At 53.8% G+C, this 17,552-nt stretch carries 13 protein-coding genes; 4 read left to right on the top strand and 9 right to left on the bottom strand.

Annotated features, from left to right (window positions below):
* Positions 1-4 precede the first annotated feature (4 nt).
* Positions 5-295 carry an antibiotic biosynthesis monooxygenase family protein gene (locus EPA93_RS13125; protein WP_129887958.1) on the top strand — a complete coding sequence of 97 codons (291 nt, stop codon included), beginning with the start codon at positions 5-7 and terminating at the stop codon, positions 293-295.
* Between the two features lie 171 nt (positions 296-466).
* A complete protein-coding gene (locus tag EPA93_RS13120; protein ID WP_129887957.1) occupies positions 467-1,309 on the top strand; it encodes a GNAT family N-acetyltransferase in 843 nt (280 codons plus the stop codon).
* A 193-nt stretch (positions 1,310-1,502) separates the two neighbouring features.
* Here EPA93_RS13120 and EPA93_RS13115 read toward each other — a convergent pair whose 3' ends face one another.
* The 5 genes from EPA93_RS13115 to EPA93_RS13095 form a co-directional block, all read right to left on the bottom strand.
* A complete protein-coding gene (locus EPA93_RS13115) occupies positions 1,503-2,921 on the bottom strand; it encodes an MFS transporter (RefSeq protein WP_129887956.1) in 1,419 nt (472 codons plus the stop codon).
* Between the two features lie 210 nt (positions 2,922-3,131).
* The gene (locus EPA93_RS13110; RefSeq protein WP_165423064.1) at positions 3,132-6,755 is read right to left on the bottom strand and encodes an ATP-binding protein; all 3,624 of its coding nucleotides are present in this window, start codon (positions 6,753-6,755) and stop codon (positions 3,132-3,134) included.
* A gap of 83 nt (positions 6,756-6,838) precedes the next feature.
* Complete coding sequence (locus EPA93_RS13105; RefSeq protein WP_129887954.1) at positions 6,839-7,330, bottom strand: ArsR/SmtB family transcription factor; 492 nt, start codon at positions 7,328-7,330, stop codon at positions 6,839-6,841.
* Positions 7,331-7,935: 605 nt separating this feature from the next.
* Positions 7,936-9,150, bottom strand: a complete 1,215-nt coding sequence (locus tag EPA93_RS13100; protein ID WP_129887953.1) for an MFS transporter — start codon at positions 9,148-9,150, stop codon at positions 7,936-7,938.
* Positions 9,147-9,701 carry a DUF2938 domain-containing protein gene (locus EPA93_RS13095; protein ID WP_129887952.1) on the bottom strand — a complete coding sequence of 185 codons (555 nt, stop codon included), beginning with the start codon at positions 9,699-9,701 and terminating at the stop codon, positions 9,147-9,149. The genes EPA93_RS13100 and EPA93_RS13095 overlap by 4 nt, the downstream gene beginning before the upstream one ends.
* Before the next feature lie 111 nt (positions 9,702-9,812).
* On the opposite strand from EPA93_RS13095, the gene EPA93_RS13090 reads away from it, so the two are divergent.
* Positions 9,813-10,283, top strand: coding sequence for a MerR family transcriptional regulator (locus EPA93_RS13090; RefSeq protein WP_207229529.1), 471 nt, complete (start codon positions 9,813-9,815; stop codon positions 10,281-10,283).
* 12 nt (positions 10,284-10,295) lie between these two features.
* Here EPA93_RS13090 and EPA93_RS13085 read toward each other — a convergent pair whose 3' ends face one another.
* From EPA93_RS13085 to EPA93_RS13070, 4 genes are all read right to left on the bottom strand, one after another.
* Positions 10,296-11,516 (bottom strand): RNA-guided endonuclease InsQ/TnpB family protein, encoded by a 1,221-nt coding sequence (locus EPA93_RS13085; protein ID WP_242527392.1) that lies wholly within the window; start codon positions 11,514-11,516, stop codon positions 10,296-10,298.
* The gene (gene tnpA / locus EPA93_RS13080; RefSeq protein ID WP_129887951.1) at positions 11,509-11,904 is read right to left on the bottom strand and encodes an IS200/IS605 family transposase; all 396 of its coding nucleotides are present in this window, start codon (positions 11,902-11,904) and stop codon (positions 11,509-11,511) included. Before tnpA ends, EPA93_RS13085 begins: the two co-directional genes overlap by 8 nt.
* A 192-nt stretch (positions 11,905-12,096) precedes the next feature.
* Complete coding sequence (locus EPA93_RS13075) at positions 12,097-13,875, bottom strand: ATP-binding cassette domain-containing protein (protein ID WP_207229528.1); 1,779 nt, start codon at positions 13,873-13,875, stop codon at positions 12,097-12,099.
* Positions 13,872-15,623, bottom strand: a complete 1,752-nt coding sequence (locus EPA93_RS13070; RefSeq protein ID WP_129887950.1) for an ABC transporter ATP-binding protein — start codon at positions 15,621-15,623, stop codon at positions 13,872-13,874. The genes EPA93_RS13075 and EPA93_RS13070 overlap by 4 nt, the downstream gene beginning before the upstream one ends.
* A 986-nt stretch (positions 15,624-16,609) precedes the next feature.
* Here EPA93_RS13070 and EPA93_RS13065 point away from each other — a divergent pair.
* The gene (locus EPA93_RS13065) at positions 16,610-17,551 is read left to right on the top strand and encodes a P1 family peptidase (protein ID WP_165423063.1); all 942 of its coding nucleotides are present in this window, start codon (positions 16,610-16,612) and stop codon (positions 17,549-17,551) included.
* Position 17,552 lies beyond the last annotated feature (1 nt).

Genomic DNA, 17,552 nt, shown 5'->3' with positions numbered 1-17,552 from the left:
TATCATGCAACCTGTGGTTCTGATGAATGTTTTTGAAGTGCCATCGGGAAGCGAACAAACGTTTCTGCTCTGGTGGAAGGAGCATAGTGAATTATTCAGAGATGAGCCGGGCTTTATCAATGCCTGGCTCTATCGCAGTGTTAGTGATGATGCGCACTTCAGCTTTATTAATATCGCCCACTGGGAAACAGCCGACTGCCTGGCTGCGGCACGCGCCAAACATATCACAGGGCATCCCGCACCTCCTGATATCAAAGGCCACCCGGCTCTTTATGCACTTGAAGTTCAATATTGAAAGAAGCAAGATAGCAGGCTTTCTTTCCTTTTTCTCCACAGTAGCTTTTCAGGCGAAGAGCTACTGTATAGACGCCTTGCAGTATAATTAGCAACAGCATGCCATTTCCACCAAACACCGAATTACTGAAGAACGGCCTCAAGCTAGCTTTACAAAAAGAGCCGCAAGAAAATGAAAGCATCAGGATTAGGAGGACTTCTTACAACGATGAGCCAGACGCTACAAAATATCGACCCGGCAAGCATAGCCACTACTATCGACGCCAGCCTTATCGCCTACAAAAGCTGGCTATGTACATCCGCAGGTGGTCAACTACATCAGGAGCCGGGGTTGCTCTGGGCAGAATCCAGCCTCGTCAATTCTGTTCTTTCTACCAATCTACCTCAGGAAGAACTCTCCACTGCTATCAAGCGCATTCGGGACCACTTTGCTTTGCGCAAGCAAAACTTTCAATGGCATGTGGGACCCGCATCACAACCAACAAACTATCGTGATGCTTTGCTCGCACATGGTCTAAGGCACGATGAAGATGAGCCTGGCATGGCTTTAGACCTGCAAACTTTGCGAGAAGATATCCCTCTTGCCTCAAACCTTACCATTCGCCCGGTTACAAACCATGAGCTGTTGGAACAATGGCTGCGTGTCTGGCTATTTCCGGTCCCTGAAGAAAGCGTAAGGCAAATTATCGCAGCCCATGCAAGCTTGCAAATCGACTCCGCCAGCCCTCTCCAGTTCTATCTCGGGCTCCTGGACGGAAAACCTGTGGCAACTGTTTGTCTATTTTACGATGGACGCGTAGCAGGAATTCATTATGTCGTGACCCTTCAAGAAGTGCGGAGACAAGGAATTGGAGGAGCGATGACATTGATGGCTGCTCGCCAGGCGCAAACTAACGGCTATCGTGTAGCCGTGCTTACAGCATCGCCATTTGGGATCAATATTTATCGTCGTCTCGGTTTTCGTGAATATTGTACATGCAGTACGTATGAGTGGAACTGGCAAGAAAAACCCTGACCAGCCAACTTCTTGATGCCTGCATGATAGTGCTTTCTCCAGGTCAAAGCCCGAATACAGTCTTGGTCATCGGCAAGCTATCGAATCCCCACTTACAATCCCTCCGAAATATCTTGCCAGGGGACGACCTATCCAATTGCTCGTGTACGTTATTCATCGAGGCCGAGAAAGTATCTCTAAAATTTGGCTCATGCTAGCTTCTCAGCGGCAGAACTGTGAGTGAGAGCACGAGACTGAGCAGCGTAAGCACGAGCAAGGAGAGCACGAAGGCCGGCTGCGCACTACCGTATGTAGCGGTAAAGGCAGCAAAGATCAGGCCAATGACTGCAGTCCCGAGCGCAGCTGCCGCCTGAGTTGCAGTGGTATACATCCCCGATGCCGCCCCTACATCCTCATGAGCGATCCCCGCAAACACCTTTGGCTGAAGAGGAATGACAAGAGAACCCATGCCACTTCCAAGGATGCAGAGCGCCACCACCAGCGGCAGCAACCCCCATTGCCCGACGAGCCAAAGAGCTGCTAGCAGTAGGAACAAATAGCCCAATGTTACCAGGAACGCAGCCACCGATAAGCTCCACTTTCCCAGACGAGAGGAGAATAGAGGGCTGAGGCTGGAAGAAGAAATAAAGGACAGGCTCGAAGCGAGAAACACGTAGCTCGCTTGCAAGGGGCTGAGGCGCAGAACTATTTGCAGGTAGAAAGCTAGAAGGAAGAGAAATCCAGCGAAGAGGATATTGGCGAGCAGATTCGTAAGCAGACCAGCCAGAAAACGACGTTGCCGCAGGAGTGCAAGCGAAATGAGGGGCAGCCTGCCTTGCCTCGTTACCCGTTGCTCATACAGGAGAAAGGTGAGCAGGAAGGGCAGACAGAGGGCGAGGGAGATCTGGCTCCACAGCGGCCATCCAGTCCTGGCCCCCAGCACCAATGGGAAAATCAGGGCGGTGAGAGCAAGCATGAGCAAAGCTGCCCCGCTATAATCCAAGCGGTGTAGCGAAGTTGTGCGCGATTCGCGTAAGAGTGCACTAGAGGCAAGCAAAGCACCGATGCCGATAGGGACATTGATCAGGAAGATAGCACGCCAGCCCAGATTGAAGAGATTGGCTACGAGAAGCCAGGCGCCTATTACCTGCCCCACAACTGAGGCCGTCCCTCCAACTGCCGCAGAGATGCTGAAGGCCAGGGGACGTTCAGAAGCCGGGAAGCTGACCTGAATAAAGGCTATCACCTGTGGAACCAGGAGCGCCGCAGCGCCTCCCTGGGCAATGCGGAAGAGGATCAAGAGCGAGGCAGTGGGAGCAACCCCGCACAGTGCGGAAAAGAGGGTGAAGCCGCTCGTTCCCAGGAGAAATAAGCGCTTTCGTCCATAGAGATCACCCAGGCGTCCCCCAGTGACCAGCAAGACGGCAAAAGCTAACGTATAGCCGGCAACGATAAGTTGCATCTGGGCAAAGCTGGCATGCAAAGCGCTCTCAATAGTTGGTAGGGCAATGTTGACGATGAAGGTATCAAGGCTGCTCATAAAGGTAGCACACACCACAACGGCAAGCATCACCCAGCGCCGAGGGTCGCCCGCGGGCTCTGCTTGCCTTGGAGGAGAAGGTGCTGTCAGCATTTCTCTATACCTCTCTTTTCTCTCTGGAAGATCTCAGAGAGAGTATAGCACAAGAATAGTGGGTGGTACTTACAGTTGGCCCAATCCTGGCGGCAGAAAACTCGCACTTATTCCTCCCCGCGTTCTATCCAGGGCCTGAACCAGAGCCAGGTACCTGCAAGCAGTTCGGGGTTACGCACTGAGGGATTTTAAGGGCTAACGATGTTCCTGTTATCCTCTTCTTCCCTCCTGCTCCATCGTCACCGACTCCTGACACAAAGCCGTGGGAGTAAGAGGCAAGGAAAACAAGAACGTTGATCCTTTCCCTTCTTCACTCTCGACCCAGATCGAGCCCTCATGGCGTTTGACAAACTCGGCCGAAATATAGAGCCCTAAGCCCAATCCCGGATAAGTTACTTGATTTTCTCCATCGACGCGGTAAAAGCGCTCGAAGAGATGCGCCTGTTTTTCTGCAGAAATACCAATGCCAAAATCCTGCACAGAGGTAATCAGCTCGCCATCCTCCTGCCACGTTTTTATCCTGATAGTCTCAGCCTGCGGCGAATACTTGATCGCATTGGTGAGCAAATTGGTTATGACCTGCCCGATACGCTCTCGATCTGCCTGAAGCACCACCGAAGGCGCCAGGTCATGTATAATTGTGTGCCTGCTGGTCGTCCGCTGCGTCTCTTCGATAATCTCCTTAACCAATTCATTGAAATCAAATGGGGAGCAACGAAAAAGCAACTTCCCGCTCTCTATTCTGGTGGCATCAAGTAAATCACCAATCAGATCTGTGAGTTTCTGGACCTGCGCATCCATCTTTTTGAGAAGCGTGGCCGACTGCTCATCCCCGGCCCGGCGAAAGCGGCGTTCCAGCAGCTGGGTATAGGCTTTGATGCTGGTCACCGGCGTTTTTAACTCATGGCTGGCAATCCCGATAAACTCATCCTTCTGGCGCACCAACTCCTCCATCTTCTGGCGTGCCAATACCTGCGCGCTGACATCGTAGGCAAAAACCATAATCCCCTCAATCACCCGATTAACGCCACGCAGAGGAGTGTACACAAACGTAAAATAGACATCCTCAAGCGCTCCATCTCCATGTCGATCAAGAGCCACTTTCAGTTCCTGCCCGATATACGGAACGCCGTCGCGATATACCCCTTCCAACAATGGCTCTAAGCCCTGGCCACGAACCTCAGGCAAGGCGACAAAGAGTGGCTTATGCAGGACATCTTCGCGGCTTCGCCCCCAGATCTTGAGCGTCGTTGGGTTGGCAAGCTCAATCACATGGTTTGGACCACGCAGGATAACTACGGCGGCGGGAGCTTGCATGAACAGATCATGTAATTGCTGCTCGGCTTCATAGCGACTGCGCGCAAGTTGAGCATGCGTCGTGACGCGAGCAAAGAGCTCACGAGCCGAAAACGGCTTGACCAGATAATCATCAGCGCCCGCCTGTACGCCTTCGACCGTGGCCTCCTCTCCAGCTCGTGCCGAGAGCAAAAGGACAGGAACACGAGACGTATTCGGATCGGCTTTGAGGGCTGCTAAAAGCTGGAAGCCATCCATTTCAGGCATCATCACGTCGGCAAGGACAAGATCTGGACATTGCTTCTGGATAGCCTGCAAGGCCAAGGCTCCATTGGCCACAGTCTCTACCTCAAAGTGGTCGCGTAAGAGCCGCTTGATATATTCGCGCATATCGGCATTGTCATCGGCCAACACAATCCGCGGCCGGTCTCTTAAGCTAGCTACGAGCTCAGAGCCAGTTCCCGCGGCTTCGGAAGCTATCAGCGCAGACTGCTTCTCCGCCGGAAGCCACTGCATGACCTCTTCCAGGTAGGAAGGAGCTCCCATGGCAGTTGAAGCCATGGTCCGCCTGGCCAGAAGTCGTTCTTTTGGTAAATGAGCGCTGCCCTTGGGAATGGTAATCGTAAAAGTTGTTCCTTTGTCGACAGTGCTCGCCACCTCAATCGTTCCCTGATGCAGCTTAACCAATTCCTGCACGAGCGCCAAGCCAATGCCAGAGCCTTCGTGCGAACGCGCTTTGACTCCTTCGACACGTTGAAAGCGATCAAAAATATGGGGCAAATGTGCTGGTGCGATGCCCACTCCCGTATCGCGGACCGTCAAGACCACCCGCTCAGCGTTCTCGCGGATGCTAAGCGCAATGCTACCTTCAAAGGTATACTTGAAGGCGTTGGAGAGCAAATTGAAGACAATCTTCTCCCACATATCATGATCCAGAAAGATTGGCTCCGAGAGCGGGGGAGCATCAATGAGCAGTTCCATGCCGGCTTTTTCGATAGCTGAGCGAAACGTACTGGCAAGTTCGGCTGTATAGGAGCTCGCGTCGGTGGGTTCATAGCACGCCTGCACTCTTCCCGCCTCCAGGCGTGAAAAATCCAGCAAGGTATTGACCAGCTTCAAGAGGCGAAGCGCGTTGCGATGGGCCGTCTCGATGCGCTCACGGTTGTGCGCCAGGGTCGTTGGATCATCACGCACCTCCTCAATTGGCCCGAGCAACAAAGTCAATGGGGTCCGAAATTCGTGGCTCACATTGCTAAAGAAGAGGGTTTTGGCATGATCAAGCGCAGCAAGCGCTTCGGCTCGTTTGCGCTCTTCTTCATATGCCTGAGCGCTGCCAATGCTGGCAGCAATCTGACCCGCCACCAGAGTGAGGAAACCACGATAGCCTTCATCGAAGCGCCTGAAAGGATTGAGCCCTACGATCAAGACGCCAGCCTGTCCTTGCTGCCCCGAAGAGGCAATCGGGACAACAACAGCCTGGCGAGGAGGCTGCTGCCAGGCTCCAGTGGGCAAATCGGCGACGAGTTGGTCAGGCAAAGAAACCAGGCCAGGTTGCTGGGTTTTCACCACCTCAGCAAAGGGCCAGGAACCAGCCACGCTCAGCTTGGCACGCTGAGGAACAATCGGATGGTCCGTGGCAATCCCGGAAGTCCCCGCCAGGGTGACAGCTTGCTGCTCACGATCGAGTAGATAGAGCAGAGCAAAGGGCAAGTCATGCCGATTCTGCCTTAAGCTGTGAGCACAGAGCTGACAGGCTTCGGCGATCGTACGAGCATTCATCGTTTCCGCCGCCAGGGTTTGCAGTAATTTGAGCTGACGTTCCCCCAAAATGCGTTCAGTATCAGCGGTATTGGCACAGATGATGCCTCCTACTCCTCCATGATCGCCGGGCACCGGGCTATAGGAGAAGGTATAATATGTCTCTTCGGGATAACCGTAGCGCTCCATGAGCAGCAGGAGGGCTTCATCATAGGTTCCCTCGTTGGTATTCATAGCCGTTTGCAGCCTGGGACCTATGGCATCCCAGATTTCACGCCAGACCACTGCTGCAGGTTGGCCCAATGCCTGGGGATGTTTGCCACCCACAATGGCTTTGTAGGGATCATTATAGAGCTTGATGAGCTCTGGTCCCCAACCAATCCAGATCGGTTGGCGCGAGGTGAGCATAATGCGCACGACTGTTTTCAAGCTTTGCGGCCAGCTTTCAGCCGGACCCAGCGGCGTCTGAGACCAATCTTTGGCCCGAATGAGCTCCCCCATTTCTCCACCTCCGGCCAGAAAATCAAGCGCTGAAGCAGGTTGTGATATGCTCTGCTTCGCAGGAAAGGGAACCTCTATTTGAGCCACATCGTCAGCCACTCTCTCATATGAGTGCACCTGCAACAGCGCTTCCCTCGTAAAGCGCCACGAGCCGCGCGCCCCCAGGCGCTGGCCATGTAATTGCTTGCTCCGTATCCAGCGGCGAATCGTGGAAGGATGGACGCCAAGAAAGGCAGCCGCTTGAGGAAGCGTAAATAATGTCGATTCTTCTTGAGACATATATTGATTTCTTTCCACTAAAGGTTGCATCTCTTCTCCTTCTAGCGAATCTTCATTGATTGCCAGCTCTCATTGATCCAGCTTCAGTTGAGGCAACTTATATTCTTCCTCTCAAGATCGCTAGTTGTGCTTTGCCCTTCCTCTCTTGAGCAAGTTTTCTCATCAGCGCTCTCTTCCCCGCTTCTTTTTGACGGCAAGGCTGCTACGCCCTTGCATTCTTGTGCCGCATAGGTTTCTCCGATGCGCGCTCGCAGTTCGAACAGGGCTAGAAGGAGAGGGGAGGGAATCAGCCGGTACCAGCGCGTCGTCCCCTGGCGGCGCGAATCTATAAGATGGCAAGCTACCAGGCGTTGTAAATGTTCAGAAATAGTTGCCGGGGCGAGTCCAAGCAACAAGGAGAACTCTTCTGGTCGCCGTTCACACGTGCCTAAGGGAATCTGAGGCCAGCCGGCGGCAAGTGTCTGTAAAATACGTAGGCGGCTTGGCTGACCAAGGGTGGCAAGTATCTCCGCGAGATAAACCTCATCCGCGATGTCAGAGGTAAGATGCGCGATACTCTTCGGCTTTCTTCCCATATACCTCTTCTCCTCTCACCTTTCTGATAGCCCGTTCCTGCCAGTTCTCTGGCTCTGTTGTTTCTCCATCATAAGGATATTCTGCCATTGTCTCTATTACTCAGGAATCGCAATTACGCTTCTTTCCCCATAAACCTATCCAGCAAAGGAATATCTTTTTTACATGCCAGCTAAAACTCGCTCTATGCGATAGTTCGGTATCAACCGAAGCATTCTTTTTTAACACGAAAACCTTTATTGTAAAGTTTCACTTGCGCGTATTTTGAGCCAGGAAGTCCTATTAATACCCTTGATATCTAACTTCACCTCTGTAAATTCTCTGAAAAATCCCTCTCGGGACAAACAAGGTTCTGGTGGTCTTCTATGATCTCAGCAAAAATTTGGGGTCGCTGCCGCGGTACGGTCTGAAGCAAAGAGGACAAGATATCGCAGCTAATGAGATATTAGCTGCGATAAGGTTCACTCTTGATGAGGTTTTTCCAGTTGGCTTGACGTCCCTGGGACACTTCTGACTGTTCAAGCGTGGCACAATCGTCAGTTCGCTCGGCTCTCCCATATGAACGTAACCCAGCTCGACGACAATTCATGTTGTGCGGTAGTTAGTGTTATTTTAGCGCTTGATCTGCTTGCCTGCGGGCACGTGTAAGCGCGCGGTCGAGAAGGATGGCCGGCACGGTAATTATGGCCAGTCCGGCACCAATCCATGGGATAGCGCCAACGCTGACCCCGGCATCAAGGGCAGCGCCTGCGAATATGGGAACAAGGCTGATACCGAGTTGAAACATAGAGACCGTGGAGGCCCCGGCGAGAGTGGGGGCCTGCCCTGCGATAGTGAACACTCGTCCGTAGATAGCCGGGTTCAGGACGAAACCAGCGACCCCCAGAAGCAGGACGAGGGGAACTACAGCTAGAGCATACCGGGCCAGGACCGCCAGCAGGACAGAAACTATAGCTATCACGATCGCCCCCGCCAGAAGCGCTTGTGTGGGACGGCTGTCGGCGATTCTTCCTCCGAGGGAAACACCGAAGAAGGCCCCGATGCCGAACAACACGAATATGGCAGGGACCCATACCGCAGGAATACCAGTGATATCGGTCAGGAAGGCCGCGAGATAGTTATACGAGATCATGTAGGCGGCCGTGCTCAGCAGGGTAGCGGCGTAGACGATCCATAGCTGTGGCTGTCGCATGGTGCTCAGCTCCCTCCGCACGCTCGGTTCGCTATCCGCGCTCGTCGCAGGCACGAAGACGCGAGTCATGATTGCCCCAACAGCAGTAAGAACGACCACGGCCCAGAATCCGCTCTGCCACCCGGAGAAGTGACTTAGCAGGGCACTGGCTGGACCGCCGGCTATCATTGCCAGGGTGAGCCCGCTAACTACCACGCCAGAGGCACGGGCGGTACGCTCGGGTGTGACAAGGCTGATGGCGGTGACTGCAGCGACCGCAAAGTACCCGGCATAGGCGAGGCCACATATGAAGCGGACGGCCAGAAACACGCTGTAGTTGTCGGAGAGGAGGCCGAGGGCCAGGGACGCGACAAATACAGCTTGCGTGGTCACCAGGGTAGCCCGCCGCGGCCAGCGCAGGCTCATGACAGCCAGGGGCGGTCCCCCAATGACTACCCCAATGGCAAACGTTGAGATCACCGCACCAACGGCTGATAGCGTGATCCCGAAACCTTCGGCGAGAGCTGGGAGGACCCCGGCAACTAAGAACTCAGCACTGCCCATTGCGAATAGGTTGAACGCAAGCAGGTAAACTGCCAGCGGGAGCCTCGCGGCGGCAGTTGGCGCTTGCCGTATGGATTGATCGCTCATCTGCCCTCACTCCTGGCTTGCAGGCTTTGCCGCTGCTGATGCGCATCCACGCGCCACCTGCTGAGCGCAGAGAGCAGGTAGCCAGTGAAGTAGAGACCAAATCCGTAGATCGCGTGTGCGCGCAGGCTGCGGAACCGGGCGACGGTAGGGTTAGGAGTCTTGGACGCTGCTATCCCTAAGCCGAAGGCTGGTTGCATGAGAAAAAAGGGCGCGGCCACCGAACCGAGGCCAATGAACATGGCCGGCCCCAGCGTGGGCCGCTCAGCCCATCTGGGATAACAGGCAAGCAGCAAGCCGGCAAACCCAATCCCTATCGAGTAGTGGGCAACCCGCCCGAGCAGTCGCTCCGCGGGGACAGGGGGTACGGCGGCGATGTTGTGATGCCTGAATTGTCCCTGGGGCATGTGTCCAATCCACCTGGCCACGAGCCTATAGTCCAACAGAGGGACCCCGGTAGTGCGTCGGATGACTTCGGCTCCAAGGTCCATAACCGCTGTCGCGCCCACTCCGATCAACGCAGCCCTGGCAGCCCATTGCCACAACTTACGCATTTTTACATTCTCCTTTGCAATCATTCTTCTTGACAACATTCATACTCTATCCTAGACTATACAAGTTAACGTTAACATGAAGTCAAGCTTATACTGAGGGAAAATGTGAAGATGGATATAAATCTGGGTAAGCAGGGCGAAGAAATGACAATCGGCGAGCTCGCCGCCCGTTTCGGTCTAGCCCCACACGTCCTGCGGCATTGGGAAGCCATGGGGCTATTGATCCCAGCTGCCGGGGTGAGCGGACGCCGCCGCTATAATCAGGGACATAGTGCTCGGGTAGCGATGATCGTGTATGGCAAGCAGGCAGGCTTTGGACTCAAGGAGTTACGCGAGATGCTTGATGCCCCCGATCCCTCGACCCGCAGGGCGCGGGTTAAGCATCATCATTTGGCACTTCAGCGGCGCATTGCCCAGGCTCAGGCCGCCAAGGAGATGGTCGAGCATATCCTGAAATGTCCTGTCGAGGACTTCACACAATGCCCTAATTTCCAGCAGTTGGCTCAGCAGGTTGCGACCCGCGTTCCTTCCGACACTACTGTGGATCTCTCAGCGCAAGCCTGGCACACCATAGATAGGTGAAGTACCCCATCCCTAAAGGGTAGGAGCTTCTACAGCACACTCCCGCTTTCCACGCAAGCGAGCGCGTACTGTTGGACTCTTCCAGCCCGATAATATATTGATTGCTGCGTTATGATCTCGGTCGAGAACCGCACCGCAATGAACGCAGGTGTGTGTTCTTTCTCCGAGGTCTTTATGTGGTCCCTCTTTGCCACATTGAGAGCAGATTTGTGACGTTTTGTAGGGATCGACTTGGTGAACTTGCACGTTCCTGGCCCATTCTGCCTTGTAACTGCAATACATCACAAAAGTGCTCCATCCCGCGTCCAGTATGCTCTTGTTCAATCCTGATTTGGCACTGGCTCCATTAGGCAAGTATCGGCCTGTCTCCTCATCCTGTTTTGGTTTCGGACGTTTAGAAAGGTTGGACGAGGCCAAATCTTCAAAGACGATGGTTTCGTAGGTGTTCACCAATTGCCTTGAGGCTTGATGCAAGAAATCGTGTCGCTGATTTCTGATCTTGCGGTGTGCCTTAGCCACTGCCTTCTTTGCTTTCTCCCGGCGATGGGAGCCGCGTTTGCATCTCGACAAGTGGCGTTGCTTTCTGCGTAGATCGGCTTCGCCTTTACGGAAGTGTTGAGGCTTCTCTATCGTGTCACCTGTTGAGAGAGTGGCGAAGTGCAATAAGCCAAGATCAATGCCAATCTCCTCATCTGTGTAGGGTGTTTGGGTAGAGGTCCCTTCAGGTCGTTCACAGGCAAACACGACATACCATTGACCTGCCTCATACTTGATCGTAGCGGTCTTAACAGTTCCTCCGATCTGACGATGGAACTTGCACTTGATCTTGCCGATTTTCGAGAAGGTGACATGCTTCTCGAAGAGCGTATAGCCTCCCTGTGTGTAGGTAAAACTGGTGTAGCGGTTCCTCCCCTGGAAGCGAGGGTGTCCAGGTTTCTCTCCGTTCTGGATGCGACGGAAGAAGGCTTTGTAGGCTTTATCCAGTCGATTGAGCACATCTTGCAAGACTTGAGAGTGGATATTCTGATATTCCGGCCTGATCATAGCCTTGATCTCTGGCAGGTCGCGTTTCTGCTCGTAGTAGGTGACGCCCTTGCCTGTATACTTGTAGGAGTCTCGACGCTCGGAAAGTCCGGCATTGTATAATTCCCGGCAACGTGAGAGCGTCCAGAAGAGCATCTTCTCTTGCGCCTTGTTGGGGGAAAGGCGGAATTTCAACGCTTGCTTACACATGTTTTTGCTCCTCAATGTACTGCTTGATGACTTCTAGAGGAGCACCGCCAACGGTACTAACAAAATACGAGTTGGTCCAGAGCGTCGGCAGGCGCGTTTTGAGATGAGGGTATTCTTGCCTGAGCAAACGAGAGGAGCGACCCTTCACGAGTTTCATGAGTCGATGGATACCAAATTGAGGGTCAACACTGACCAGTAAATGAACATGGTCAGGCATGACTTCCAGTTGCTCAAGAATGGCGTCGTGTTCCTGGCATACCTCAGCAATAATTTGCTTTAAACGAGTGTCTACCTGATGAACCAGAACCTTACGTCGATATTTTGGACACCACACCACATGATAATGTGTGACGTAGCTCACATGGTGCTTTGAACGTATCTCATCCATGCAAAACAGTATACAGCATCAAGCTATATACCTGTCAAGAAGTTGAACCCATCCACCCAAGCCCCAAACAAGGAACGCGCCTTCCATCCCCAGAGATGAATCCAGGGGGATTTCGGCGCGGGTCGCTAAAGATAAGCGGCGCATTTGCAAAGTTCGGAATCTTCATCCAATGCGCCAGCCCTGACTCAAAGCCTATTCAGGCTCATTGCCATAATCATCCTGCCATAATCGCCTCATCTCTTCATTGCTCAGGAGCAGCTCATCCAGCGTCCCTTCCGCATCGATACGACCATCATTAAGAACAATGATATGGTCGGCGCGTTGCAGAGCGGCCCGTCTGTGCGTCACGACCAGGCAAGTTGCATCCTCGTGTGCAAAGATATGTTCCCAGAGAGTGCGCTCGGTCTCGACATCAAGTGCACTGGATAGATCATCGATCACTAGCAGTTCTGCAGCTCGCACAAGCATACGAGCTGCTGCAGTGCGCTGAATCTGGCCACCCGAAAGCTTAACGCCACGCGTTCCCACTGGCGTATCCAATCCTGCCTCTAACGTCTGTAGATCCTGCTCCATAACGGCGCCCCGTACCGCAGCTAACACGGCTTGTGGATTTTCTTGTAGACCCAGGAGAATGTTCTGTTTGAGCGTCTCACTGAAGAGTCGCGGCACCTGAGCCGTATAGGCGATGCGCGGCGGCACAAAGAAAGCTGCCGCATCATCAACAATCTTGCCGTTCCAGCGGATCTCGCCCTTCTCGCGCGGCAGCAAGCCCAACAAGGTCTGTAGCAGCGTCGTCTTTCCGCTACCGGTGCGTCCCGTTACCACCGTCAGCGAGCCGCGCCGCAGACGCAGGTCTATCGCGGCAATCCCGTGTCTGGATTGTTGATGATAATAGGTCAAGCCTTTCGCCTCCAGCAGGGCCAGCTTATCGCTCACCTCATGCACAGGAGATGCTATGGCCGGCAGCGATCCACGCAGATACAGCGGAGTAGCTTCCACCAGCGCGTCAGGAGAAGCTCCATTCAACAAAACATTCATACGGGCAAAAGCGACGCCAGTCTGCTTATAGTCGGCAAGGAATCTGCCGAGATCAGAAGTAAAGTCGGCGATAAAGCTAAGATAAGAGATAAACAGAGCAAAATCGCCAACTGTCATACTGCTCTCGCGCAGACTATTGGCCGCCAGGAGCATGATCAAACCCGTACCCACGCTCACAGCGTTGGATGTAATCGCGCTAAGAGCCTGCGTTGCCACGCGATCGGTCAGCATAGCCTTCCGCCTCTGCTCGTTTAGGCGCCGAAAACGCGCCACAGCACGCTCTTCGGCTCCAGCGGCTTGGACTGTCTGCACTGCCGTCAGAATATCGCCAATCGCTCCGGTAACCTGGCTACTAGCCTGGCTGCTGGCATCGCGATAGCGCCCCAGGGTAAGACTAGCTCTGCGCGCAATGATAGTTACTATGAGCAAAGGTAGGATAGTCACCAGCGCCACAAGAGAGTTGATAGAGAGCAATACCAGAAATGCCCCCACGGCCAGCAGGCCTTGCCCGACAATTTCATCGCTCCAATCAAGTTTATCCTCAGCCTCATGAGCATCGTCGCGAAAGCGGCTTATGGTTTCACCGATAGAATAGGGCAAAGCCTGGGCTCCCGGGCGCTTAAGCACGTAGCGCAGCAGATTGCGGCGCAACAATCCACTCATGGTAAAGCGCATAAGAATCTCGATAAAGCCGGCAGTAAGCCACAAGGCCACGCGGCCCACGGCCAGCACGACCATCAGCACGACTAAACCTGTTACGCCCAGCGGTAGGTGCGCATGCCCGGTAAGTGTATCGAAGAAGGCCCTGGTGAGCAGCCCGGCCAGGAGCGCCGTAAGGCCAAACACGCCCCATAATACAGCATGCAGCGCATAGAGCCCTGGCTTGTAGCAGGCCATTTTTAACAGATAACGCCAGGTTGGCATTGGCTTCATAAAGAGACCTCCAAAGTTTCGACCCGCAGCAACTCGGCAAAGCGTGAGGAGGGGTCAGCAGCCAGGGCAAGCCGCGCTCCATACTCGCGCACCCGCCCGTTCTCAAGAACAAGAATATCGTCAGCATAATCAAGAGTGGACAGCCGATGTGCCACAATGATCCCTGTTCGGCCTTTCAACAATTGACCTAGCGCCCTATGCACCATGCGATCCGTAGCCGGGTCCAGGCGAGAAGAGGGTTCATCCAGGATTACTAGATCAGGATCACGTAGCAAGATGCGCGCACAGGCCAGCACCTGCGCCTGTCCTGCCGAGAGCCCTATTCCGTCAGGCCCTAGCTGCGTATCTAGCCCGGCTGGCAGCTCCTGAAGCCAGTCCGTTAGCTCCAGGCTATCCAGTACTGCCCTGATCTGTTCATCAGGTACGTTATCGTCAAAAAGGGTAAGATTATCACGCAAACTGGCATGGAAGAGCTGAACTTCTTGGGTGACCAGGCCAATACGCTCGCGCACCGCCTTCAGGCTAACCTTGCGTAGATCCACGCCTCCCAGGCGCACCACGCCAGCCTCGGGATCATGGAAGCGCAGCAGGAGACGAGTCAGGGTTGTCTTTCCGCTCCCCGTACGCCCCACCACACCAAGAATGCGGGCAGGAGCAAGCGCTATGTTGACGTCACGCAGAATCGGAACATCGCTGGCATAAGCAAACGAGACGCCATCAAGTTCCACAGCCAGAGATCCTGCCGGTAAGGCCTTGCCGGGTCCATCGAGCACGCGCGGCACTGTGCTTAGCAATGTCTCGATACGCCCAATGCTGGCATCGGCCTGCTGCAGATCTTGCACTTCGTTGCGGATCTGCTCGGTCGGCTGGCTCAACATCTGAGTGCACTGAAAGATGAGATAGACAGTGCCGATAGTCAGAGTTCCGGCCTTGAACAGCACAGCACTCAAGCCAAAGGCCACCGCCGTACCCAGCGCAAACATGCCCAGGCTGATAGCGCTCATACCATAACCCCACATTTGAGCCTTACGCGTCACAGCCAGCCAGGCGCGCATTACTTCAGCACAACGCCGCAACACGAAAGCCACAGCTCCGCTAGACCTAATGTCCTCTAGACCGGCCAGGTATTCGCTCAAGAAGCCAAAGAAATCAGCGCTGGCCTGGCGTTCTGCCGTCCAGGAGGGCGTTGCCACGGCCCGGATACGCAGTAAAGCTACCAGAGCTATTACCACAAAGGCGCTCATCAGCAAGCCTATGCGCCAATCCACATGATAAAGGAGTCCAAGCACGCCCAAAAGCAAGAGAGCGTTGCCGAGTATAGAGATCACAAAGCGCGAAAAGAAGCGGGCCAGGGTAGCCACATCCCCATCAACGCGCTCGATCAACTCGCCCGGCGTATGAGCCGCGTGAAAAGTAGCATCCAGCCGCAGCAGGTGAGCAACAAGATCGGCACGCAAGGCATTGGTTGCTGACCAGCTCACGTTCTCGGCGACATAGGTCTCGACAACGGCAAGCCCCTGCCCTACTAAAGCCAGGCCCATAGTAAGACCAGCCAGCACAATAAGATCACGCATATTGCCGCCCGAGGTAGCCTGGTCAATGAAGTAGCTGGCTACCAGTGGAGTGATCACTTGCATGGCTATCGACGCACACAAAATCACAGCCAGCAGGCCCATCCACAGCCACTGAGGGCGTAGGTAGCGGTCCAACAGCCGCCAGTAGCGGTTCAGTGCCTGAAAAGGGCGCATGCTTTCCTCCTTGTCATGAAACGGCCCGCCAATAATTGAATAGCAAAAGAGGAGATATGCCGCTCGCTCTGTTGTCTCAGTCCCAGAGCGGTAAGCAGGGATTCACACACCCGGGAAAGTAGGAAGGGTTTCCTCATTGCAGCCGAAAGTATCCCACACGCAGGAAAAGCCCAGAGCTCGCAAGGGGTAGAGGCTTTCAGCATTCTGGAATACGAGGTCAGGAAACGCCTTGAGCGTCTCAACTGATCGTCCATAAATCTGTTGTTCTTCCTTTCGATCAATAACAGCACGAAGTGTTTTTATGATGACATGCGCACACGTTGGTATGCCTAGCATGTTTTCTGTCAATGGGAACAGAGAAAAACCACGACAAGACATGGTTTTATAGTGTAGAGAGCAATGGTGCTGTACGAAAGGCAATCTGCTACTTTATGCTATAAGCAAGCAGACAAAAGCCCTGTGGGGCAAAGTGGGCTGATATATGAAGAGTAATAAAGATGTCTACGGAAGAGAAGCGTTCTTCCCTGTAGCCTATCTCAAGGTTGGTATAGCCATATCCGGAAATACACGATCATTAGCGATGATCTGCCTGAAAGGTACCGGATTTAGTTGCGGTCACAGCTCACTTTGTCAAGCAACACCTTAGCTGTGGTCAAGGGCATGATGAATACTACCTCCAAAACAAGATTAAGTAAATAATAATCTCTGCTTTCCCAAAAGTCAAGCCTAAAGCGGACCGAACCACGGATTTCCCTCTTCCCATTTTTTCGCTCCTGCAAGGAGGCAGAAAATCCTTGAAGCAACAAAATCGAGTGTTCTCATTGCAAGCCAGCAAATGACGCTCCAGGTTTCATATCATGGATCTACAGCACACTTGAGCGCCTTGACCTTCGCATTCCCTTTTTGCAGGAAATAGCATGCTATACTTTAAATTACATCAGGTCAGTGCTACCATGCAGGGATGCTCTAGAAAGGCTTACACAACAATGCAATTCATTCCTCAAACGCTGTTCCAGGGACCAGCTTTAGAATTCGATTTCCCAGCCCTGCAAATTGGGCTTGCAGAGTACGCAGAAGGACCGACAGGATGTACAATCTTTCTCTTTGCCGAGCGCGCTACCACCAGTGTTGATATTCGCGGCGGTGGAGCTGGCACGATCAATGATCATGAGCGCAATCACGCCATTTGCTTTGCCGGCGGATCTCTAGCAGGGCTTGAAGTGGTTAGCGGAGTTACTGCGGCCCTGTGGGAACAATGGGGGCGCCCGATTGGTCAGTATGCGCTTGTAAGTGGCGCAATTATTAACGACTTCCGACGACGCGCGAACAGTATCTATCCCGATTATACTCTCGGGCAGGCCGCCGTCAAGGCCGCACGAACTGGCTACTTCCCACTGGGAACGCGTGGCGCTGGACGATTAGCACACTGTGGAGGCATTTTTGGCACCGAGAAGGACGAGCCATCAGGGCAGGGTGGAGCATTTCGCCAGATCGGACCAACAAAGCTGGCAGTATTTACTGTTGTAAACGCCTTTGGCGTAATCTTAGACCGCCAAGGGCAGGTAGTGCGTGGGAACCGCGACCCTCAGACCGGGAAACGGCGCCATCCTTTAGAAGAGATGGAAGAACGCTTAGAGCAGGACCGCCCCATCGCCTCGCCCTCCGGAAATACAACCCTGACCCTTGTAGTAACCAACCAGCAACTTTCGCCAGTTGCCCTCCGCCATCTTGGTCGCCAGGTTCATACTGCGTTAGGCCGCGCTATCTATCCGTTTCATACAGTGCAAGATGGGGATGTCCTCTATTCAGTGACAACCAATGCAGTTGAGAATAGCACACTTAACGGCGTGACTTTAGGTATGCTTGCCTCTGAACTGGCCTGGGATGCCGTACTGGCCAGCGCCCCAGCCCATAGTTCAGAGACATAAA

Origin of the sequence: Ktedonosporobacter rubrisoli (genome assembly GCF_004208415.1) — a bacterium.
Classification (GTDB): Bacteria; Chloroflexota; Ktedonobacteria; order Ktedonobacterales; family Ktedonobacteraceae; genus Ktedonosporobacter; species Ktedonosporobacter rubrisoli.
The sequence above is the reverse complement of the archived record's forward strand: the minus strand, read 5'-3'. Positions and strand labels throughout refer to the sequence as shown.

Excerpts from the sequence above, each read along its gene's own strand:
- EPA93_RS13125 (WP_129887958.1), top strand. The coding sequence starts at position 5 with ATGCAACCTGTGGTTCTGATGAATGTTTTTGAAGTGCCATCGGGAAGC.
- EPA93_RS13120 (WP_129887957.1), top strand. The coding sequence starts at position 467 with ATGAAAGCATCAGGATTAGGAGGACTTCTTACAACGATGAGCCAGACG.
- EPA93_RS13115 (WP_129887956.1), bottom strand. The coding sequence starts at position 2,921 with ATGCTGACAGCACCTTCTCCTCCAAGGCAAGCAGAGCCCGCGGGCGAC.
- EPA93_RS13110 (WP_165423064.1), bottom strand. The coding sequence starts at position 6,755 with ATGTCTCAAGAAGAATCGACATTATTTACGCTTCCTCAAGCGGCTGCC.
- EPA93_RS13105 (WP_129887954.1), bottom strand. The coding sequence starts at position 7,330 with ATGGGAAGAAAGCCGAAGAGTATCGCGCATCTTACCTCTGACATCGCG.
- EPA93_RS13100 (WP_129887953.1), bottom strand. The coding sequence starts at position 9,150 with ATGAGCGATCAATCCATACGGCAAGCGCCAACTGCCGCCGCGAGGCTC.
- EPA93_RS13095 (WP_129887952.1), bottom strand. The coding sequence starts at position 9,701 with ATGCGTAAGTTGTGGCAATGGGCTGCCAGGGCTGCGTTGATCGGAGTG.
- EPA93_RS13090 (WP_207229529.1), top strand. The coding sequence starts at position 9,813 with ATGGATATAAATCTGGGTAAGCAGGGCGAAGAAATGACAATCGGCGAG.
- EPA93_RS13085 (WP_242527392.1), bottom strand. The coding sequence starts at position 11,516 with ATGTGTAAGCAAGCGTTGAAATTCCGCCTTTCCCCCAACAAGGCGCAA.
- tnpA (WP_129887951.1), bottom strand. The coding sequence starts at position 11,904 with ATGGATGAGATACGTTCAAAGCACCATGTGAGCTACGTCACACATTAT.
- EPA93_RS13075 (WP_207229528.1), bottom strand. The coding sequence starts at position 13,875 with ATGAAGCCAATGCCAACCTGGCGTTATCTGTTAAAAATGGCCTGCTAC.
- EPA93_RS13070 (WP_129887950.1), bottom strand. The coding sequence starts at position 15,623 with ATGCGCCCTTTTCAGGCACTGAACCGCTACTGGCGGCTGTTGGACCGC.
- EPA93_RS13065 (WP_165423063.1), top strand. The coding sequence starts at position 16,610 with ATGCAATTCATTCCTCAAACGCTGTTCCAGGGACCAGCTTTAGAATTC.